Annotated in this window: 22 protein-coding genes and 1 tRNA gene; 13 read left to right on the top strand and 10 right to left on the bottom strand. The window is 40.7% G+C overall.

Annotated elements, in window-relative coordinates; genetic code table 11:
- Positions 1-9: 9 nt before the first annotated feature.
- The 5 genes from HWN40_RS06980 to HWN40_RS06960 all read left to right on the top strand — a co-directional run bounded on the left by HWN40_RS06980 (position 10) and on the right by HWN40_RS06960 (position 3,578).
- On the top strand, positions 10-378 hold the full coding sequence (locus HWN40_RS06980; protein WP_176965058.1) for a DUF3467 domain-containing protein: 369 nt from the start codon (positions 10-12) through the stop codon (positions 376-378).
- A 170-nt stretch (positions 379-548) separates the two neighbouring features.
- Positions 549-773 (top strand): LSM domain-containing protein, encoded by a 225-nt coding sequence (locus HWN40_RS06975; RefSeq protein WP_176965057.1) that lies wholly within the window; start codon positions 549-551, stop codon positions 771-773.
- A 22-nt stretch (positions 774-795) separates the two neighbouring features.
- Positions 796-1,149 carry a helix-turn-helix domain-containing protein gene (locus tag HWN40_RS06970; protein WP_176965056.1) on the top strand — a complete coding sequence of 118 codons (354 nt, stop codon included), beginning with the start codon at positions 796-798 and terminating at the stop codon, positions 1,147-1,149.
- Between the two features lie 66 nt (positions 1,150-1,215).
- Positions 1,216-1,293 (top strand) — tRNA-Glu (locus tag HWN40_RS06965).
- Between the two features lie 1,160 nt (positions 1,294-2,453).
- Positions 2,454-3,578 carry an IS256 family transposase gene (locus tag HWN40_RS06960; RefSeq protein WP_176965055.1) on the top strand — a complete coding sequence of 375 codons (1,125 nt, stop codon included), beginning with the start codon at positions 2,454-2,456 and terminating at the stop codon, positions 3,576-3,578.
- Here the strand turns inward: HWN40_RS06960 and HWN40_RS06955 are convergent.
- The 6 genes from HWN40_RS06955 to HWN40_RS06935 all read right to left on the bottom strand — a co-directional run bounded on the left by HWN40_RS06955 (position 3,561) and on the right by HWN40_RS06935 (position 8,329).
- Positions 3,561-4,646, bottom strand: coding sequence for a hypothetical protein (locus tag HWN40_RS06955; protein ID WP_176965054.1), 1,086 nt, complete (start codon positions 4,644-4,646; stop codon positions 3,561-3,563). The genes HWN40_RS06960 and HWN40_RS06955 overlap by 18 nt on opposite strands.
- The gene (locus HWN40_RS06950) at positions 4,643-5,548 is read right to left on the bottom strand and encodes a PD-(D/E)XK nuclease domain-containing protein (RefSeq protein ID WP_176965053.1); all 906 of its coding nucleotides are present in this window, start codon (positions 5,546-5,548) and stop codon (positions 4,643-4,645) included. Before HWN40_RS06950 ends, HWN40_RS06955 begins: the two co-directional genes overlap by 4 nt.
- 9 nt (positions 5,549-5,557) lie before the next feature.
- Positions 5,558-6,226, bottom strand: a complete 669-nt coding sequence (locus tag HWN40_RS06945; RefSeq protein ID WP_176965052.1) for a hypothetical protein — start codon at positions 6,224-6,226, stop codon at positions 5,558-5,560.
- Between the two features lie 285 nt (positions 6,227-6,511).
- Complete coding sequence (locus tag HWN40_RS13650; RefSeq protein ID WP_281361295.1) at positions 6,512-6,646, bottom strand: hypothetical protein; 135 nt, start codon at positions 6,644-6,646, stop codon at positions 6,512-6,514.
- Between the two features lie 270 nt (positions 6,647-6,916).
- The gene (locus HWN40_RS06940) at positions 6,917-7,066 is read right to left on the bottom strand and encodes a hypothetical protein (protein WP_176965051.1); all 150 of its coding nucleotides are present in this window, start codon (positions 7,064-7,066) and stop codon (positions 6,917-6,919) included.
- Positions 7,067-7,870: 804 nt separating this feature from the next.
- Positions 7,871-8,329 (bottom strand): hypothetical protein, encoded by a 459-nt coding sequence (locus HWN40_RS06935; RefSeq protein WP_176965050.1) that lies wholly within the window; start codon positions 8,327-8,329, stop codon positions 7,871-7,873.
- 266 nt (positions 8,330-8,595) lie between these two features.
- Between HWN40_RS06935 and HWN40_RS06930 the strand changes: the two genes are divergently transcribed.
- Positions 8,596-9,792, top strand: a complete 1,197-nt coding sequence (locus HWN40_RS06930) for a transporter substrate-binding domain-containing protein (protein WP_246275857.1) — start codon at positions 8,596-8,598, stop codon at positions 9,790-9,792.
- Between the two features lie 143 nt (positions 9,793-9,935).
- On the opposite strand, the gene HWN40_RS06925 is transcribed toward HWN40_RS06930, so the two are convergent.
- The 3 genes from HWN40_RS06925 to HWN40_RS06915 form a co-directional block, all read right to left on the bottom strand.
- On the bottom strand, positions 9,936-10,148 hold the full coding sequence (locus HWN40_RS06925; RefSeq protein WP_246275856.1) for a winged helix-turn-helix domain-containing protein: 213 nt from the start codon (positions 10,146-10,148) through the stop codon (positions 9,936-9,938).
- A 222-nt stretch (positions 10,149-10,370) separates the two neighbouring features.
- A complete protein-coding gene (locus HWN40_RS06920; RefSeq protein ID WP_176965048.1) occupies positions 10,371-10,556 on the bottom strand; it encodes a hypothetical protein in 186 nt (61 codons plus the stop codon).
- A gap of 37 nt (positions 10,557-10,593) precedes the next feature.
- Positions 10,594-10,938 carry a MarR family transcriptional regulator gene (locus tag HWN40_RS06915; RefSeq protein ID WP_218165457.1) on the bottom strand — a complete coding sequence of 115 codons (345 nt, stop codon included), beginning with the start codon at positions 10,936-10,938 and terminating at the stop codon, positions 10,594-10,596.
- 269 nt (positions 10,939-11,207) lie between these two features.
- Between HWN40_RS06915 and HWN40_RS06910 the strand changes: the two genes are divergently transcribed.
- On the top strand, positions 11,208-11,438 hold the full coding sequence (locus HWN40_RS06910) for a sulfurtransferase TusA family protein (RefSeq protein ID WP_176965047.1): 231 nt from the start codon (positions 11,208-11,210) through the stop codon (positions 11,436-11,438).
- A 78-nt stretch (positions 11,439-11,516) separates the two neighbouring features.
- Positions 11,517-11,849, top strand: coding sequence for a cupin domain-containing protein (locus tag HWN40_RS06905; protein ID WP_246275855.1), 333 nt, complete (start codon positions 11,517-11,519; stop codon positions 11,847-11,849).
- A gap of 102 nt (positions 11,850-11,951) precedes the next feature.
- On the opposite strand, the gene HWN40_RS06900 is transcribed toward HWN40_RS06905, so the two are convergent.
- Positions 11,952-12,908 carry an inorganic phosphate transporter gene (locus HWN40_RS06900; RefSeq protein WP_176965046.1) on the bottom strand — a complete coding sequence of 319 codons (957 nt, stop codon included), beginning with the start codon at positions 12,906-12,908 and terminating at the stop codon, positions 11,952-11,954.
- A 180-nt stretch (positions 12,909-13,088) separates the two neighbouring features.
- On the opposite strand from HWN40_RS06900, the gene HWN40_RS06895 reads away from it, so the two are divergent.
- From HWN40_RS06895 to ppcA, 5 genes are all read left to right on the top strand, one after another.
- Entirely contained in the window at positions 13,089-13,949 is an 861-nt protein-coding gene (locus tag HWN40_RS06895) for a 4Fe-4S binding protein (protein ID WP_176965045.1), read from the top strand.
- A 110-nt stretch (positions 13,950-14,059) separates the two neighbouring features.
- A complete protein-coding gene (locus HWN40_RS06890) occupies positions 14,060-14,803 on the top strand; it encodes a phosphoadenylyl-sulfate reductase (protein ID WP_176965044.1) in 744 nt (247 codons plus the stop codon).
- A 76-nt stretch (positions 14,804-14,879) separates the two neighbouring features.
- Positions 14,880-15,788, top strand: a complete 909-nt coding sequence (cysD, locus tag HWN40_RS13535; protein ID WP_176965043.1) for a sulfate adenylyltransferase subunit CysD — start codon at positions 14,880-14,882, stop codon at positions 15,786-15,788.
- Positions 15,779-17,332 carry a sulfate adenylyltransferase subunit CysN gene (gene cysN / locus HWN40_RS06880; RefSeq protein WP_176966320.1) on the top strand — a complete coding sequence of 518 codons (1,554 nt, stop codon included), beginning with the start codon at positions 15,779-15,781 and terminating at the stop codon, positions 17,330-17,332. The genes cysD and cysN overlap by 10 nt, the downstream gene beginning before the upstream one ends.
- A gap of 286 nt (positions 17,333-17,618) precedes the next feature.
- A complete protein-coding gene (ppcA, locus tag HWN40_RS06875) occupies positions 17,619-19,187 on the top strand; it encodes a phosphoenolpyruvate carboxylase (protein ID WP_176965042.1) in 1,569 nt (522 codons plus the stop codon).
- Positions 19,188-19,234: the final 47 nt, after the last annotated feature.

Below are 19,234 nucleotides of genomic sequence, written 5' to 3'. Positions count from 1 at the left end.
AACGTTAACATGAGTGAACAAGCGGATGAGAAGAAGGCAAAAAGGAAAGTCAGGATCGAGCTGTATAAACCTGAGGATTTCAAACAGGTATACTCCATAGGCGCCATAGGAGGTCACAGCCCGTATGACTTCAGGATCGGTTTTTACAATGACATGCCTTTGCCTGCTGCCAAGGCAGGGGAAGAGCAGGTAATACAGAGAAGGCTTGAAAGCGAGGTTATCCTGTCTCCACTGGCCGCTCTTGAACTCTCAAAATGGCTGAACCAGCACCTCAAGGATTATGAGGCCAAGTTCGGTCCTATCAGAAGACCGGTGAAGCCGAAAAAAGAATCCGAGACTCCGGTACAGGACAGCACGGAACTCCAGGGTTATACATAAATCCTGTATTTTTCCCTATGTATTTCAAAGACTGATGAAAAATTGCTTTCCATGAAAAATTGGAATGGATAAAGGTTATATCGCTAGTGATAAATATTAGGTTGTATTATTGTTAGAGCCTATACTTTGAATTTTAAATCCAGATTTTAGAAATGATGTGAGGATTAATTTTGTTCCCTAATAAGAAAGTCCAGAAATTGATTGGATCAAAAGTCCAGGTTGAGATGAAAGGCGACCTTCACCTTCTCGAAGGAACTCTTAACAGTGCAGACGATTACATGAACCTCCATCTCCTTGATACTGTTGAGATTGCAGACGGTGAAAAGTTAAGATCACTTGGTTCTGTGGTCCTGCGTGGAAATAATATTATTCTTGTCATCCCGATGGAAGATTAATTTCGACGCGTAGTGGGAAGATATGAGTATTGAAGAAACTGCTCTGAAAGTTATTAGTGATCAGGAAGAAGGCGTCTACCAGAACCAGCTCTGGAAATTGCTCGAGATCGACAGCCGTAAGTGCTCCAGGATCGTTTCAAAGCTCCTGGATGAGGATCTGATCACCCGTGAGCCTGCGGTATCCAACGGTGCCAGGACGTACCTGTTAAAGGTCAAGGAAGAGGAGAAGCCCGCCTTTGAGTTACTCATGGCAGGGGAAGTTTTCTCTCCGTGTGCAGGATGCAGGGATGCATGCCAGCCCGAGATGTGCGATAAACTCACTTATTGGGTCATGCACCTGAGGGATGGGGAAGAGGAATCGGCTGAAATGCAGTGATCAGGCGAAACCTTTAATAATGATATCTACTATGTTGGAGTCGCTTGTCTAAAGCGAAATCGACGTGCTCCGATAGTGTAGTCCGGCCAATCATTCCGGCCTTTCGAGCCGAAGACTCGGGTTCGAATCCCGGTCGGAGCACCATTCTACTATTTTCTAACTGTTTTAATAATAAATTTTTACAACTAGATTGCTGTATTGTAATTTTATTTAGAAATATTGATTTTTCTTGGAAACTTATAAAATAAATAGCCAACAGTTTTATGTACCATCTGAAAAACGGTAGCTGGCATACGAGAGGCTCCCTTACTTTGTGGAGTTAGTTAGGCTTCCATGCAGCAAGTTCTTTAATGGCCTTCCTGGCTTCGGGATCCTTTGCACAGCATCAAGCATGTTATCGAAGATCTCCGGCTTGATTACACCTTACGGTCTACGATGCTGCTTACATTGACTTTAGGACCGTATTTCACAACCTCGCCGGGAGCCTTAATGTCAAAAGAGTCTCCAATAAAAACAACTGTCTTTACTTATTTTTCTTTCATGATGTTACTCTCCTTCGGATAAACAGCATTATGAAAAATTTAGTATATATAGTAAATAAAATATAGAGAATAGTTATACACACAAAAGATGTGCAGTCAGTTCACAACCCTCCGATCTATTACTGGATGAGAAAGGGGATGTTGTTCTGTTTTTAGATAAATCCATCTAACATGTCGTGCAGTCACTGGCTTTACTGCCCCCACTCATTGTATGGATAGAAAGATTCTATTTTTTTTCCAAATAGTCATCATAATCGGAAGTTTTATTCCAAAGTTTTTCCTTTATTCATCAAATTTTGATTCGATGGATTTTAGAACTATATTCATGAGTGATATCATTGTCCTGTATGAATCAGCCGATGCCTCATGTGTTTTTTTACATTTAAGACACCATAATTTTTTATCTGGTGTTGGTATCATCAATTTTTTGCAATCAGGACATTCAATGCAGATGGATACTGTTTTCATTCTCAACCCTTCTTTTATTGACGATTTCGGATTATGCCAGTGAATAATCAATCACATTTTTCTCTGCACATCACTTTAATACATACATTGCTTCAATTACTTTATATCAGATCGATAGGATGGATTAGCTTTATACTATTGTAATTCCTCTTTTTAGGTTGTAGAATTCTAGTGATACTAATACCCAAATGCTTTTCATAATCATCTTTTTTGGCAGCGTAACTAATTTTCTGTAAAATATAACAGTCCCGTACCTCTTAGAATTAGTGAACACAACTAAGAAGGTACAGGACCATGAATCTATATGACCTGTTAGAAGATTACTTTGTCGATAGAGAAGATGCTATAAGAGCCCTTATAACCTGGTTCTTGAACCAGGTTATGGAAGTTGAGGCCTTTCAGCAATCAGGCGCAGAGAAGTATGAACGTAACGAGAACAGAAAAGCTCAGCGTAATGGTTACAAAAAGCGATCCTTTACAACCAGGCATGGCAAACTGGAATTACTGAAACCTCAGTTACGTGATGTTCCGTTTACGACACAAGTCTTTGACAGATACTCCAGAACAGAGAAAGCATTGGAAAATGCGATTGTTGAATCATATCTCCAGGGAGTATCGACACGAAAAATAAAGCACATCATCTCTGAGCTTGGAGTTGAGAACGTTTCTGCATCGAAGGTATCCAGGATATCCCAGGAACTGGATGAGAAGGTGAACGAATTCCTATGTAGACCTATTGAGCAGGAGATCAAGTACCTGTTCGTTGATGCTACTTACTTCAAGATAAGGGATAGTACCCAGTACAGTAACAAAGCTTTGTTTGTTGTCGCTGGTGTGAGGAAAGATGGATATAGAGAGATCCTGGGAGCAAGGATTGCAGATGGAGAAGATGCAATGTTCTGGGAAGATCTCTTTAGTGATCTTAAGGAAAGAGGACTAAGAGGAGTTGAACTGATCATCTCAGATGGTCATAAAGGAATCCAGAAAGCAGTAACAACTTCATTTCCAGGATCAAGCTGGCAGATGTGTCAGGTTCATTTGATCCGAGCTGTATTGAAAACTATACCCAAAAAGCACCAGAAAGAAGTGGCGGAGAAAGTAAAAAAGTCTATAGAGGATCCAGAACAGGTAGCTGAAGTGATTGAATTCCTTGAGGAAAGAAGGTTTCACAAGGCCATTGATACACTTGAAAGATTCTACTTTGATATTCATAATTATCAAGCATTCCCAAAAGAACATTGGAGAAAGATAAGAAATACGAATATCTTAGAAAGAATCAACAAGGAACTCAAAAGAAGAAGTAAGGTTGTTGGGGCATTCCCCAATGAAGAGTCTCTATTGAGACTTGCAGTCTCAATATTGATAGACATCAATGAAGAGTGGATCACAGGAAACAAATATTTATCTATGGAAGACTAAGAACAAATAGAGGTACAGGGAATTTACAGCAAATGTGGGACACTGCCTCTTTTTTTCCTCATCCGATACATTTGCGGAATCAAATTTATAGAAATCTTCCTTTTTAGAGAAAGATTCCAGCATACTTCCATCAGGAACTTTTTTTATTTCATTTAAACCAATTTCAATTCTTTTTTTATCATCATTTGAAATTAATTTAAGTAAAAACAAATATCCATTTTCTCTTCCATGAAGAACAAATCCAGCTCCATTAAGTCTCGCACTTCTATTTTTAAGACTACTAATTAAAGCATCTATTCCAGTTATTTTTGTCTCCAAGTTTCCACTTAAAAGATTCATCTCAAAAAGATCTTTTGTGTTGCCGTCATCTGCCTTTTTTCTTGAAAAGTTTGTAATTCCAATTACTTCAAAAAGAGGATTAATTTTGGAAATAGATTCTTTAAAAAAAGCATGAATTTTATCTGTATTTCCAAGTACAGGCAGATTTTCTTCAATTATCCTAAAACGAATATTACTATCAGTATTGATAATTTCATTAATCACCCCATAAACAATACTATAGTCGATTGCTTGTTCTAAAAAGGTGAAAATAATGCAAACATTTCCTTCATTAATAATTTCAAATCTGATATTTCGGGTAACAACCTCAAAAAGGGAATATGTCTTAGAAGAAGTGGTGCTGTATTCAATTTCACCAACTAATACACCATGCTTTACTCCCACATAAAGAAGCTTACTGTCACTTATGTTTTCAAAAGTCCTTAATACATTTGCATTAAAATATCGGTTTAGCTCTTCAAAAGTAATACTAGTTTCAGGTTCTAGAATAAAGCCCGATACAGTTGGAAAAGCTTTGGTCCCAATATACCTTTTTATTTTTTCTTGAGAATCAACACCATATATGAATTTGGACACAACTGTTGCCAAGGGTCTTCTAGTATTTGAAAATAGAAATACACCTCTCGATTTAAAATATTCTTCTAAATTATGAACTCTAATATCATTACCATTAAAAAAAAGCATCAATTCATCTTGACGTTTGTATGTTTTTTCCTTATTAAGAGTCATTTAAACACCGTTTTTAAATTAATACTACAATTCATGTCAAAACCCAAATATATAGGAGAGATATTTTCAAAGCCCTCTATTTCAGATTTGTATTGATTGTAAATCGGTTCATCATTATAATTACAGTTTGCAAATATAATAGTGGACAAATTCATATTATAATACGATTCAAAATCTTTAATAAATAGAAATGATTCAACGGATGGCTTGTCAAAAGTAAGAATGCCATCTCCATCTTTGCTTTTAAAGGGTACGATGTCGGAAAATAAATGGAATAGAGGCAATTTATCTGACTCTTGTAATGTGTTTGTTGATCTTAATTGACGAGAATAAAACTTCAAATCTTTGGTGTAATTTTTCAATTCTACAAAAGCTTTAAGCCTGTCATTTGAAAGAATAAAAATAGTTGGAAAATTCATATCACGTATAGTTTCCTCAAGTTTACACATTTCAAGTGTTTGTAGGTATTTATCATAATCAAAACTCGAAAACCGATAACATAATATGGCATACCTAAATGATTTGACATTACATGCTTTTATTTTCGTATCCTCATATAACTCTTGATAGTTCATTACTTGCTTCACTTTATGTTTGAGTATCCCAATATGTTTTGCTAACATTGAAGGAGTAAAGTTTGAAATGTCAGATATTTTTTTAGATTCAATAATTACTCCTTGGTTAATATTCTCAAGTGGTTCAAAAAGTTCATATATAAAATCATAACCTCTATTTTCAGATTTCTCTTCATCAGAGACTTTTGGTACTGCAATATCAACATTATAATAAATTGAATTCCATCCAGCAAAATTTGAAAAAAATGCCTCGATTTCATCTTCTGCAAATTCTCCAGTTATGTTTTTGCCCTCTGGTCCTCGCAAATTAATAATTGGCGTATTCATAAAAATACCTCATAATAAATTAGACAACACATATGTTAAAATTTTAGAATTGTTTTCAGAATAAGATCTAAATAAAAAAGAACTGTCTTTGCCAATAGTAAGAGTGATTGTATCACCCTGGTAACTTTCAAACGACAATGTAACTTTTAACAAGTTATTGCAATATTTTTCAATTATATCTTTGAATAATTCGTAATCATAGACATTAGGTATATATCTTCCTACCAATGAACTGTTACATTGAAAGTTTTTAAGTTCAACTTGCTCCATTCTACTAATAAATGTAGATTTTTTCATGATTTCTAGAATTTTAGCAAATTCTATTTCAACCGAGATGAAAGAGTTACCGCAAATATTCTCTAGTTTTCTAACTAAAAAATCGCTTTGTGATTTTCCAGCATATATAATTAACAACATACTGTCTAAATTAATTTCGAAAATATGGTCTTTAATAGTTTCTCCTTTCCTCTGTATAAGCTCTCCTTGAAAATCCCCATACGTATAGTTAATTTTTCTAAGGTACTGAAAAAGAAAAACATCATTTGAAGATTCTAGAAGAACAAAACCATCTTTGCTATCTGATGGAGAAAAAGAGTGTTTTTTAATTTCATCTATAAGTTCTGAACTAAATGATTTTGTCAATTTCCTGATACATGCAGAACGGAACTTATAATCCATTTATTTACACCTTAACAGCAGTCATTGTACTAATAAATAAATGAATCGTTTTTATAAATAATTTTTTCACAACGTTATATGTAACAATAGATATAAATCCAAAACTATGAAGTTTACTTCACTATAATGATTCACATATTTCTTTACTTAAGGTTATTAGAAGTACGTCTATTCTGACCACTGGTAAAATGAAACAGAGTAAGTTCATTCGCAGGTTTTAACGTATCCCAAGGTTTACGATCCTCAGAACACATTAAGTTTAAGCGATTAATTGAACTCATTAAATCACCTAAGTTTTACACCAAGTACAGCAAGATATTTTTCATAGCATAGGTCACATCTGTAAACTTTCTTACCAAATGTTTCACTTACATTCCTGGCAACATTGCCACATTCACAAATCTTCTGTTTTTCTTTCATATGCCAACCTCACACGTCTAAATTCGTGATCTTGAAACTATCAGGCGGATCCTGGAGATCTACAAGGAAAAGCCGCGTAGTTTTTGCGGTACCGTATCATCTTTCAAAATTAGAGAGTATTCACTAAGCAGTTATTCAACATAGACACGGTTGTCTTGATCTCTTATAGAGCTTAACCTATAGGCACATTCACCCAGGTATTCATCATCTGCAATAAAGTCACGAACCTTACGATATCCCCTTTCGTGATAGGTAATTTCGGGAATCCATTCACCTCAGAATAAGATAAACAGAGTAGACTATAAGAAGTACGAAAAGACCTATCAGTACTATAGCAAAAGTGTAATTGTCAGTTACGGCTGCGTACAGGGCACCCCATCCTAAAAGTGCAATTAAAATCCTTATGGTTTTGAAATCCATCTCTATTTACTTTTCACCTTCAATACATTAAATTAGTTATGAATATTGAGTATGAAGTATTTTTTCAAAACACGTTCAACAGGCGATAGTTATCCACTGATTTTTATAACACAGCTAAATATTCTCCCTCTTTAATATGGCATCTTAAAATTTAACGGCGTTAAAAGATAATTCCTGATAACAAGGAAATACCATGAATAATATTAATATCCGTTTTAGTTATATGTGAAAAAGAACTATTAGGGTTTGTTGTGCAACGGTGCACAATAAACTATTGAGAGTGGAGTTAAAGAGAGATATTGGGGAATATCTCGGACACGCAAGGAAAGAAGCACCATAAGCGTGGTGGTTTATCAGGTGCTTCATTTACCTTCCCAACCAGCGGGTTGGGGAGTGGGGTTTAAGAGATGTTGGGGAACATCTCGGATTCACAAGGAAAGAGGCACCTTAAAGCGTGGTGGTTTTATCAGGTGTCTCATTCTACCTTCTTTTAATTTACAACTGCGTTTCTGATATAAACCATTCTCGTAAGTTAATAATTTTTCAGAGCAGCAATATTTTAACTGAAGTTTTGTGTGTTATTTAATCACGATGAGACTTAGATTACAACGTTTGTATGGTGGTTTAAAATGATAATGAAATAGGTTGTTTATGTTCTTCTTTTTGAAGTGTGCCGGCTTCGCCGGGACCCTACGGGATAATCTACGAAATTCTTTCACTATTATTTGTGAGTTAGAAAAGGACAGGCAACAAACCAGAAACGATCTGATGCACTTTCATTTATTGCCCGCTCCTGAAAAAAAATTAAAACCCAAACAGGGATGAAACCTGCATCACTACATTTGCGACTGTGTATTTGACAGTGTTTATAAGGCCCACGGGTTCAATTACGATCTCACCGTTGTCTTTTGCTGCGATGAATTCATTCAATGGGTCTGAAGAGCTGAGAATGGTTCTTGCTGTGGCTTCATTCAGTCCTACGACCATGCTAGCATCGAATTCCGTGTCCTCATCGACCTCTTCAAATGTGGTGATGTATGAATCTTCGGTAACTGCCTTAATGTATCGTTCATCTCCCTCATCAGTGACAATTACCAGTTTGATCACTTCGTTTCCCAGAAGGGATTGCAGGTAGGAAGGTACATATTCGGCGTTCTCGTTGTATTCATCTACCCTGTTGTCAAGATCACTGACAATATCAGCACTTGCCATGGGCATGGAAATCATCAGGAATAAAGCTAGAATTGTGATTATCTTTTTCATAGTATCCTCCTTTTGAGTATCTTTTAGTTACACTGTTATGCAAGAATTTTACAGTGTAGGTATATAGTATCCGGTACACCCCTTACACTGAGATATATGTCTGATTCTTATTAAATTTTTTGTTAGCTAAATAAAAAATTAATCTATGTGGACTTGGTGATATCAAAAAGTCAAATATTTATTTATATATTTACTTAGTTCTGATATTTATGAAATCCTCATTGCGATTTACATATCTTTTACTTTGTATAGCTCTCACAGCTGCTATGGTCATAACCGCAGGGTGTCTCTCCGATGGAGAAAAGGCTACCGAAACTGCAGATCCAGGCAGTGACATGGAAATAAGTGATCTGACCTTCTACACCGAAGAACTCCCTCCTTATAACTATGAGGAAGACAGAATGTTGAAAGGCCTGTCTGTTGACCTGCTGGAAGCAACTACAGAAAAGATGGGAACTGAAGTATCCCGGGAAGAAGTAAACCTTGTGCCCTGGACCGAAGGCTATCAGGCTGTTCTGAACGAGAATGCCACAGTGCTTTTCAGCATGGCAAGAACTCCCGAGCGTGAGGATCTGTTCAAGTGGGCCGGACCTATCTATACCAACCGCAAGGTCTTGTTTGCTAAACCAGATCAGGGAATCAGTATTGAGAATTCGGAAGACCTGCAGGATTATGCAATAGGTGTGATCACCGATGATGTTGCGATCCAGTATCTCCGGGACATTGGTGTTAACCAGAGCCAGATCGTGACCAGAGATAACGTATCTGCACTCATTGGTGCACTGGACAGCGGTGAGATCGATCTCTGGGCATATCCTGAAGCCTCTGGAAGATATTTCGCCGAACAGGTGACAGGGAACTCTGACAGCTACAAGGCCGTGTACGAACTGCATACACAGGATACGTATTATGCTTTTAGCAAAGACGTTCCGGACTCGGTTGTTCAGTCCTTCCAGCAGGCTCTTGATAAAGTACGTGATCAGAAGGATGAGCAGGGGGTCAGCGAATACGAGCGTATCGTATATCGGAATCTCGGCGTAAGCCATGCGCAGCAGACGATCACAGATGAAGAAATTATTGCACTGGTGGATACCACTGCCGCTGCCATAGAGAACAACGCCAGCGATACCTTCCGGCGTATTAATGCCGGAGAAGCGTCGTATCTGGACAGTGAGAACCCGGCCCTCTATACCTTTGTTTATAATGCGAATGTGACACTCGTCGCCCATGCAGACAATAATCAGCTTGTAGGCACTAATTTCAAAGGAAAGACAGATGTCACAGGCAAGGCCTTCAGGGATGAGATCGTTGCCGGTGCCTTTGAGAATGGAACAGGGGGGGTTGAATATGTATACACGAATCCCACACATGCAAACCTGTACTACAAGACCACATACTACCGTCTGACCAACGGAAGCGACGGGAACTCCTATATCGTATGCAGTGGCAATTTTAAGAATTAAAACAAATTGACAAGATGAATTGAAGTGTTCAATAAGTTAAAAAATTGACAGGATTCCCATTCTCTTTTGAGGATGGGTGATTCATTCTTTTATTAGAGAAACAGGGAAAGATATCAGACTATTGTAACTAGCTTTTAACAAGATCAACGAAGCTGCAATTCACTGGCGATTTCCTTGTACTCCCGTCCTTTGTCAGTTGTCCTGAAAATTCTGTCTCTTTGTTCAATTAATTCCTTTTCTTTTAACATGGAAATATATCCGTTCGCAATTGTGCTGTTTATGTTTGCTCCGTAGACGATTTGTGTCTTCTTTGCACCATGCATGGCTATATTCAGTATCTCAATTGTGATATCCAATCGACTGCGTCTAATGATAATGCCCCCAATTCAATCAAACTGCATTGTATGATAGTGATAATTTTAAAATTATATATTAGATATAACTAATGCAGCATTCATCTGTATTTTTACTCCGAATCAATAATATAGATTAAAACTTAATTTAATCTAATTTTGTATTCAGAGTATTCAGAAAATTGGAAAAAAGGAGTTGGTGTAGCCTTTAACTACTCTTATTAATCAGGTTGAAAGGTACCATAAGAGTCCAACTGTAATTCCGATCAGTATCCACAAACCTATTCCGAAGTTGCTGCCAAAAGCACCGCAGCAGCATTTGCTACTGGAGCTACAATGGCCAGCATTATCGTTGTGTTGTGTTTTAGTGGAATTTTTCTTAACTTCACTATATTTTTCATGATCTTCCATTTTAGTCCCCTGATAGCATGGATTTCTTCTGTTATTCTCAGATTACCGTCTGTTCCATTGGTTCGTGTTTTTCAGAATAGATTTTTATGGTACCTGACTTCAGTTCTGCTATCTCATTCATCCTGTTGTCGTCAATACTGATCTCAGGTATGTTATGCAGTCCATAGAGGCTCTGCCTGGCATCCTTGAAGTAAAATCTCTCCTGCAGAAAACCCTCATCCTTTAGTCTGCCAAGTGCATATCGGATGGTTCGTGGAGGAAGATAACTCTCTTCGGCAATTTCCTTCTGTGTAAGAAGACCGCCGTACTCGAGAACTTTAAAAACAAGCTTGGCTGAAGGTGGCAGTCCTTCGATTACTTTTCTGAAATTTTCGTCTGTCAATTCTGTACTGTTTTCAGTTGTTTCTGATTCTTTGCTATAAGCGCCAACAAAAACGATCCCTCATTTTCATTTCTCCTTTTAGTATATTATTTATAGTTATACCCTCACAGGTATATGTGAGTTCACGATTGTGAAATCACAATTGTGAACACGATATTATTGTATATAAATGTGTTGGATATGCCGCCCTTATTTGCCTGTATCTCTGTTCTTATATGTCCATGGGTAGAGATGCTTTTGTTCCTATAATAAAGATCAAAGGTTAAATCATGACAGAAAAATCAGTTGAATTGGATCTAAGAGGGGAAGTCTGTCCCTATACTTTCGTAAAGACCAAACTACAACTCGAAGAGCTGGAAAGTGGTGAGCACCTGACAGTCATCTTCGATCATGCTCTGGCGGTGTCAAATGTCCCAAAAAGTGTTAAGAACGAAGGTCATGCAGTACTTGGTATAGTACAAAAAGACAATATATGGAAGGTTCGGATTAAAAAGGCCTGATACTCCAGATTTCAAGTTTTGATCACAACGACATAAAAAGACGATTGATTTAAACCGAATAAGAATCCATGTTAAAACATGGACAAAATCGAAATGCTAAAAGATAAAGGATTCTCAAAGGACCTTAATGAACTCATGCAATTCCCTTCAGAGGGAATATTCAGTACCGTACTTGCAAAGTCTGATACCTACAACTATACTCTGATGTGCCTTGCAAAAGGAACCGATATAGACACCCATACATCTGCAAAGAACGGAGTTGTCCAGGTACTCCAGGGAAAGGGCACCTTTAAACTGTTTGACCGTGACATTGAGATGAAGCCCGGCATGTTCATATTCATGCCTGCGGACGCACCTCATTCACTCCAGGCTGAGGAAGACACGGCAATACTCCTGTGCCTGACTCTCTGAAAAAGGCTTTAAAAGCCGGAACCATGTATTATCCTGATTCCCTTGTTTCTGAAAACTTTTCTTATCTCTATACTTCCCTTTCAGGATAATGCCGGACTCTTATCAGGCAACAGTCATGGCAGCATACGCAATTGCACCTGCCAGAAGTGGTGACATTACCCACATGATTACAATGCGTCGCACGGTTTTGTTCTTCATCGTGGCAGAAGTGTTCTCGGCACAGCCGATACCGATAACAGCCGCAGGTATGATCTGGCCCAATGCCACTGGTATGCCTGATATGGAAGCACCGTGGACAATGATCGCAGCGATAGCCTCGATGAAGACTGCACGGATAGTACAGAGTTCCACGATCTCAGTTCCAACTGTCTGGAGTATTCTTCCTCCAATGAGTAACGCCCCCAGTCCGAGTGTCAGTCCACCGACAATAGCTCCGGTTGAGGTGTCTATGAACCCTGTTCCTACCAGAGGTCCGACGGCGTTGGCCGCATTGTTGGCACCTGCGGAAAAAGCCACATAACAGCCTGTAACTGTCAGAAGCTTTCCGATGGTACTTCTTATCTGTGCCTCCGATTCATGTTCAACAAGCCACACCACAAGTCTGGGATGAATATACTTGCCGGAAAGGTAAGCAAGTACGAATGCAAGTATCGGGGTTGTTATCCACCAGCCTGCGATCTGTGTGAGCAGTTCTGTATCAAGTACGCCATAGAAAATACCTATGCCTACGATTGCTCCAACTGCTGACTGGCTGGCTGATATGGGAACCCTGAGTACGTTGCCTATAAAAAGGCTCAGTGCAGCTGAACTTATTGCAATAATGGCTGCTGAAAGTGTTATTATATTACCGGGGATTATTCCCTCACCCAGTGTATTGATCACATCCTCACCGCTGAGCACCGCACCAAGGAACGAGAACACGGCTATCAGGATCACTGCCTGCTCTTTAGTACGGGCCTTTGCACCGTAAGCTGCTCCCATGGAGGCTGCGGCATTGTTTCCGCCTATGTTTATTCCCATGAAGACTGCAGATGCAATCGCAGCCAGTGTTATGATCATCGTTGCTGTTTCCTTTATCAGATATTGTTCTTCGGTTCAGGTGAGAATTATACGAGACCTGAAAGTTAAGCAGTTATATAGTGATGGAGAATGAGGCCAAATTTACCACCGAAAAAGTTGCAACATTTGCCTTCTTGTTCACTTATATATCTTAAACTGCTGAACTCTGGATGATAATACATGGGTGAAAAGACGATCAACTATGACAGACTCAAACAGGGAGGTTTCCTCCGGCAGAGACAAAAAGAGGACCTATTCTCAATGCGTCTTCGCGTTGTAGGAGGCCAGCTTACTGCCGATCAGCTTCGTGCACTTGCCTATGCTTCTGAAAAGTACGGCAGGGGCGAGGTTCACATAACCTCACGACAGGGCCTGGAGATCTCGTATATCCCCTTTGAGCAAACAGAAGAGTTGCTTGATGAACTTGAAAAAAGTGATGTTCATCAGGGTACATGTGGTCCCAGGGTCCGCGGGGTAGTGGCATGTCAGGGAAACCTTATCTGCCCGCGTGGCCTGATTGATGCGGAAGACATTGCACAGAAGATTGATAAAAACTACTTTGCTATGGAGCTGCCAGGCAAGTTCAAATTTGCTGTCACGGGCTGTCCGTCATCATGTATGAAAGTACAGGAGAATGACCTTGGTGTGATGGGAGGACTTGAACCCGCGTGGGAAGAGGATAAGTGTACCCATTGTGGTCTCTGTGAGACAGTCTGTCCCGTGGAGGCTATTAAGGTCAAGGACAAAGAACTGTACTTTGACAGGGATAAATGTAATCTCTGTGGCCAGTGTACCGAAATATGCCCGACAGATGCCTGGACCAAGGCACGTGAAGGTTATACGATATATGTCGGTGGCAAGGTAGGCAAACACCCCAGATTCGGTGTCAAGCTGACCGAACTTGTGGACGAGGCTACATCGTTTAAGATAATTGATAAGTCTCTGGAGTTCTTCAGGACAGAAGCAAGCTCCGGAGAGCGCTTTGGAGATACCATTCAGCGCGTGGGTCTTGACAATTTCAAGACCTTTGTGATGGAATAATTAAAGTTGCCGGGTAAACAGATCAGTAGCAATCACCCGGAACTTTATGTCTTCCGGGCACTTATTTTTTATTTCATACGATCAAGTTTACCGATGACCAGGTCATTACTATGCCAGAAAAGAATCAGAAACTAATTGAAGAAACAGAAAAGTTGGCCGAGGAGTACAGGGACAGATCTCCACAGGAGATACTTGAGTATGCTCTTAACAGGTTTGGAGAAGAAATAGCCATTGCATTCAGTGGTGCCGAGGATGTAGTACTGGTTGATATGGCAAAAAAGATCAGGCCTGACATTAGTATCTTCTCCCTGGATACGGGCCGACTGCATCCTGAAACCTATAGATTCTTCGATGTAGTACGGGACCATTATAGTGTTAACCTGGAAGTCTTCTTTGCCAACAGGGACAGGACCGAGGAGCTTGTGCGCAAGAAAGGTATGTTCTCCTTTTACAGGGACGGACATCAGGAATGCTGTGGCGTCAGAAAGATCGATCCCCTGAGACGTGCTCTCAGTATAAGGGCTGCATGGATCACAGGTCAGCGTAAGGACCAGAGTCCAAATACACGTGCAACAATTCCCGTAATAGAAGTAGATCCCTCTTTCGGTGACGGCAGCCTTATAAAGTTCAATCCGCTGGCAAACTGGACCTCGAAACAGGTTTGGGACTACATCAGGGAAAATGACGTCCCGTACAATGAGCTTCATGAAAAAGGATATGTCAGTATCGGATGCGAACCGTGTACCAGGCCAGTATTGCCTGGACAGCACGAGCGTGAAGGACGCTGGTGGTGGGAAGAAGCGACCAGGAAGGAATGTGGTCTGCACTCGGGAAATGCAAGATCCGAATTATGAATATCAAAATTCAAGACTAGAAATTAAGGACAAATTAAATGTTATCAATTTTCAGAAAAACTGCAGGAGGGACAACATGGCCGTAAAGGAAGAATCCTACAGACTTTCGAACTTAAAGACACTTGAAGCCGAAAGCATAGGGATAATCAGGGAAGTTGCTGCGGAATTCGAAAACCCGGTCATGCTTTATTCCGTAGGAAAGGATTCATCGGTGATGGCACATCTTGCTATCAAGGCTTTCTATCCGAAAAAAGTGCCTTTCCCTCTACTGCATGTTGATACCGGATACAAGTTCCCTGAAATGTATGAATTCAGGGACTACTATACAAAAAAGCACAATCTTGACCTGAAGGTCCATAGGAATGAGGACGCTCTCAAAAGAGGAGTCAATCCACTGTCTGTGGGTACGGTCAAATGCTGTGCCGAGCTTAAGACAAAAGCACTGCTTGATGCTCTGAATGAAGGCGGCTATGATGCAGCTTTCGGAGGTGCCCGCAGGGATGAGGAGAAATCGAGGGCAAAGGAGAGGATCTTCTCGTTCCGTGACAGGCACGGACAGTGGAATCCCAAGGATCAGAAACCTGAGCTGTGGAACCTTTTCAATTCAAAGATCGATCCCGGCGAATCCATCAGGGTTTTCCCGCTCTCGAACTGGACAGAACTTGATGTCTGGTCGTATATCTACCATGAGAACATCGAGATCGTGCCTCTTTATTTTGCAAAGAAAAGACCTGTCATAGAGAAGAACGGCCAGTTGATCCCTGTTTATACGGATGAGCATAAGGAAGAGACAAAAGAGGTCATGAGCCGCTTCAGAACCCTCGGATGCCATTATTGTACAGGTGCGGTACGTTCGGAGGCAGACACCCTGCCAAAGATCATCGAGGAGATGATGGTAGCCAGACATTCCGAGCGTATAACAAGGGTGATCGATCACGATCAGGACAGTTCCATGGAACAAAAGAAAAGGGAGGGATACTTCTGAAAGGCCCTGATTCTTTAATAGAGCAGAACCAGAATATTGACCTGTTAAGGTTTGCCACCGCAGGAAGCGTGGATGATGGCAAATCAACCCTTATCGGCAGATTACTCTACGATTCAAAATCAATATTCGAGGATCAACTGAATTCAATTAAGACATTCTCGAAAACCCACAGGAACCAGGAGATTGATTATTCCCTGGTGACCGATGGTCTGAAATCGGAAAGAGAGCAGGGAATCACAATCGATGTCGCATACAGGTTCTTTTCGACCCCGAAAAGGCGCTTTATTATCGCCGATACCCCCGGGCATGAGCAATATACAAAGAATATGGCTACAGGTGCATCAAATGCATCTCTCGCCCTGATCCTCATTGATGCCAGGAACGGAGTTGTAACACAGACAAAAAGGCATTCATTCATCTCGTCCCTGCTGGGTATCCGCAACTTTGTAGTTGCAGTCAACAAGATGGATCTGGTAGACTATTCAGAAGAAGTTTTCGAGAATATTGTGAGCGAGTTCAATGCCTTTGCTGACAAGTTGTCGGAAGAATCGATCTACTACATACCCATAAGCGCTCTCAAAGGTGACAATGTCATCGAGAGAAGTGAGAATATGCCCTGGTATAAGGGATCCACACTACTTGATTACCTGGAGAATGTAAATGTATCCGGTGGCCGCAACCTGACTGATTTCAGGTTCCCGGTCCAGTATGTCAACTGGGGTGGAGGCGATGATTTCAGGGGCTATTGTGGCACAATAGCTTCAGGCGTGGTCCACAAAGGAGACAAGGTAAGAGTTCTTCCTTCCGGGAAAACGAGTCATATCTCAAGGATCGTCACTTATGACGGGGACCTCGATTATGCCTTTGCTCCCATGGCAGTGACCCTTTGCCTTGAGGATGATATTGACATTAGCCGTGGTGACCTGATCGCAAAGGTTGATGACCTTCCTGCGATTGCCGGAAGCCTTGAAGCAAATATAGTATGGATGGATAGCGCCCCCATGGAGATCGGGAAAGATTATCTGATCAAGCATACTACCAGCATGGTGAAAGGAAACTTTGGAGAAGTACTTCATGAATTCGATCCTGACGATATCAGCATGAGATCTTCGAAATTCTTGAGCTTGAATGAGATCGGAAAAGTTAAGGTCGAACTAAAAAAACCGATATTTCCCGACATTTATTCCGAGAACAAGTTCACGGGTTCATTCATCGTGATAGATCCCCTCACCAACCAGACTGCTGCCGCCGGTATGATCTCGAAATACCATCAGGTATCCCCTGACAAAGCATGCAAAGCTGTAAAGGCAAGAGTTATCAGATATCCTGGAGACAAAAAGGAAGAGGCACAGGCCGATTATGACCGCCTTTCCATGCACGGCACACATTGCATCTACGTGGATGATGATCTCCTACAGGAAACCCTTTGTAAGGGAATCCCTGCTGACAGCGAACAATATTCCGAAGCAATTGAGGATCTGTGTAAGATCGTTACGAGATCAGGCGTGTCGGTTGTTGTGTGCTCTGATCACCTGAACAGTTGAATTAAATTTCCTGTCTTCTGTCAAAGCTGGCAGGTTTTTCATCTTTTTCAAAATAAAAGATTTACTCATTCTTTTTTGTATTGCTCATACATTTCAAATTAAGTATTGTAAACTAAAAATTTGCTAGCAGATGCTGTAAACCAGAACGGTTAAATAATTGTAAACAATATTCTTTGGCAAGAGTTTACAATCATTAAAGGTTTACAATTGGGCGACTTGTACCATTTTCATCAAAACTTGGCAATTTTCACAAAAGTGGCCCATGCCCCGGAGAGGATTCAATTTCATGAGCAAGAATAGCGATTACCCAAAAGTAATGTGCACTCAGCACCCGGACGCTGCATCAAAGTATATCTCTACGCAGGAAGAGCCCGAAGAAGCTCTGGAAGCTGCGACTACATTCGGCTGTGATGAATACATGCCGGATTATGAAGGGAAGGCAACACCTTATCACCAGAATGTCCAGATAGTATCAAAATTCATAGAAGAAACGGATCTTGTTCCGGGTAAGGACTTTTTTATCACTCCCAGAGCACCGAGTGCAGTTCAGGAAAACCGATTCAGACAGCTTATGGTCATGATGTCCATTGCCGAGGCCAACCAGGTGGCGCTCGAATATTCGGATGTTCAGGCGATCAATGAATTCGTACATCCAATGACAGGAACCGTCAGGGAGATCATTGAAGCTCAGCAGCACATGGTCGACGTAAGTGAGCTTGCAAAAAAAGAGTTCGGATTCTCAATGGATGTTCCGCGCATTGTTCCTCTCATAGAGGATGCTCCTGCACTCCTGCACGCAAAGGAACTTGCAGAAAATACAATCCTTTCCTGGAAAGAACATTTTGGCATAGCTCCCGAAAAGTTCAGGGTCTTTCTGGGAAAATCCGACTCAGCTTTATCTTTCGGCCATGTTGTAAGTGCGCTTTCATGCAAATATGCTATAAACGGAATTACGGAGCTGAACGCCGAGCTCGATATAAAGACAGGCGTTATCTTAGGAGCAGGGTCCCTTCCTTTCAGAGGACACCTGGATCTGAAAAACGCAGAAAATTTCTTTACGGAATATAAGGGCATAGGAACTATCACTCTTCAGTCAGCCGTCAGATTCGATCATGAAAAAGGGGATGCCAAAGCCCTGGTAAAGCTTGCAAAAGCCAGGCTTCCGGAAACACCCGATATCTATTCAGTTGAAGAGAAAGAAGAGCTGGTCAATATCATGGGAATTTTCGGGGCCAGATACAGCAGGATCCTCAAAGAACTTGGTCCAGCGATAAACGGGATAGCTGAACTTCTTCCACAGCAGCGAGATCGCTTGATGAACAAAGGCAGAAATGGTTATTCAAGAACTGCTCCGGATATTTCTGGCTTGACGTCTCTCTGTTGCAGCGACATTGGAAAAGAGCTTGAGAATAGCATGCCTGCTGAAGACCTGCGCCTGCCAAGGGCTATCAAATTTACAGGCGCCCTTTATTCCATTGGCCTGCCACCGGAATTCATAGGTACAGGCCTTGCTCTAGAAGATACCAGAAAGAGACTCGGAGAAACAGCCTGCGAAAACTTACTTACAAAATACTATCCCTCTCTAAAAAGTGATCTTGATTTCGCATCAAAGTATCTGAACCTTAATGTTGCATCCCGCTTCCTTTCAGGAACCTGCCTAAAAGAAGTCAGTAAGGATATCGGAATTCTGTGTGATATCCTGAACCTTGAAACAAGGCCAGAGCCTTCATATAACATCTTGCTGGAAATGATGCAGCCTGAGCTTCTCCAGACAGGGAACATGGATGAAGAGGTATCGCAACTGGTATGCTCGACCATTACTAAAATGGGGAAAATAAGAAAAGCTCTGGGATAATCGGAAAAAAGAAGTTCAGGGTAAGATCAAGAAAGAAGATAAGAAAG

Source organism: Methanolobus zinderi (assembly GCF_013388255.1).
GTDB lineage: Archaea > Halobacteriota > Methanosarcinia > Methanosarcinales > Methanosarcinaceae > Methanolobus > Methanolobus zinderi.
Note: the sequence above shows the minus strand (reverse complement) of the source record. Positions and strands in the feature narration are given on the sequence as shown.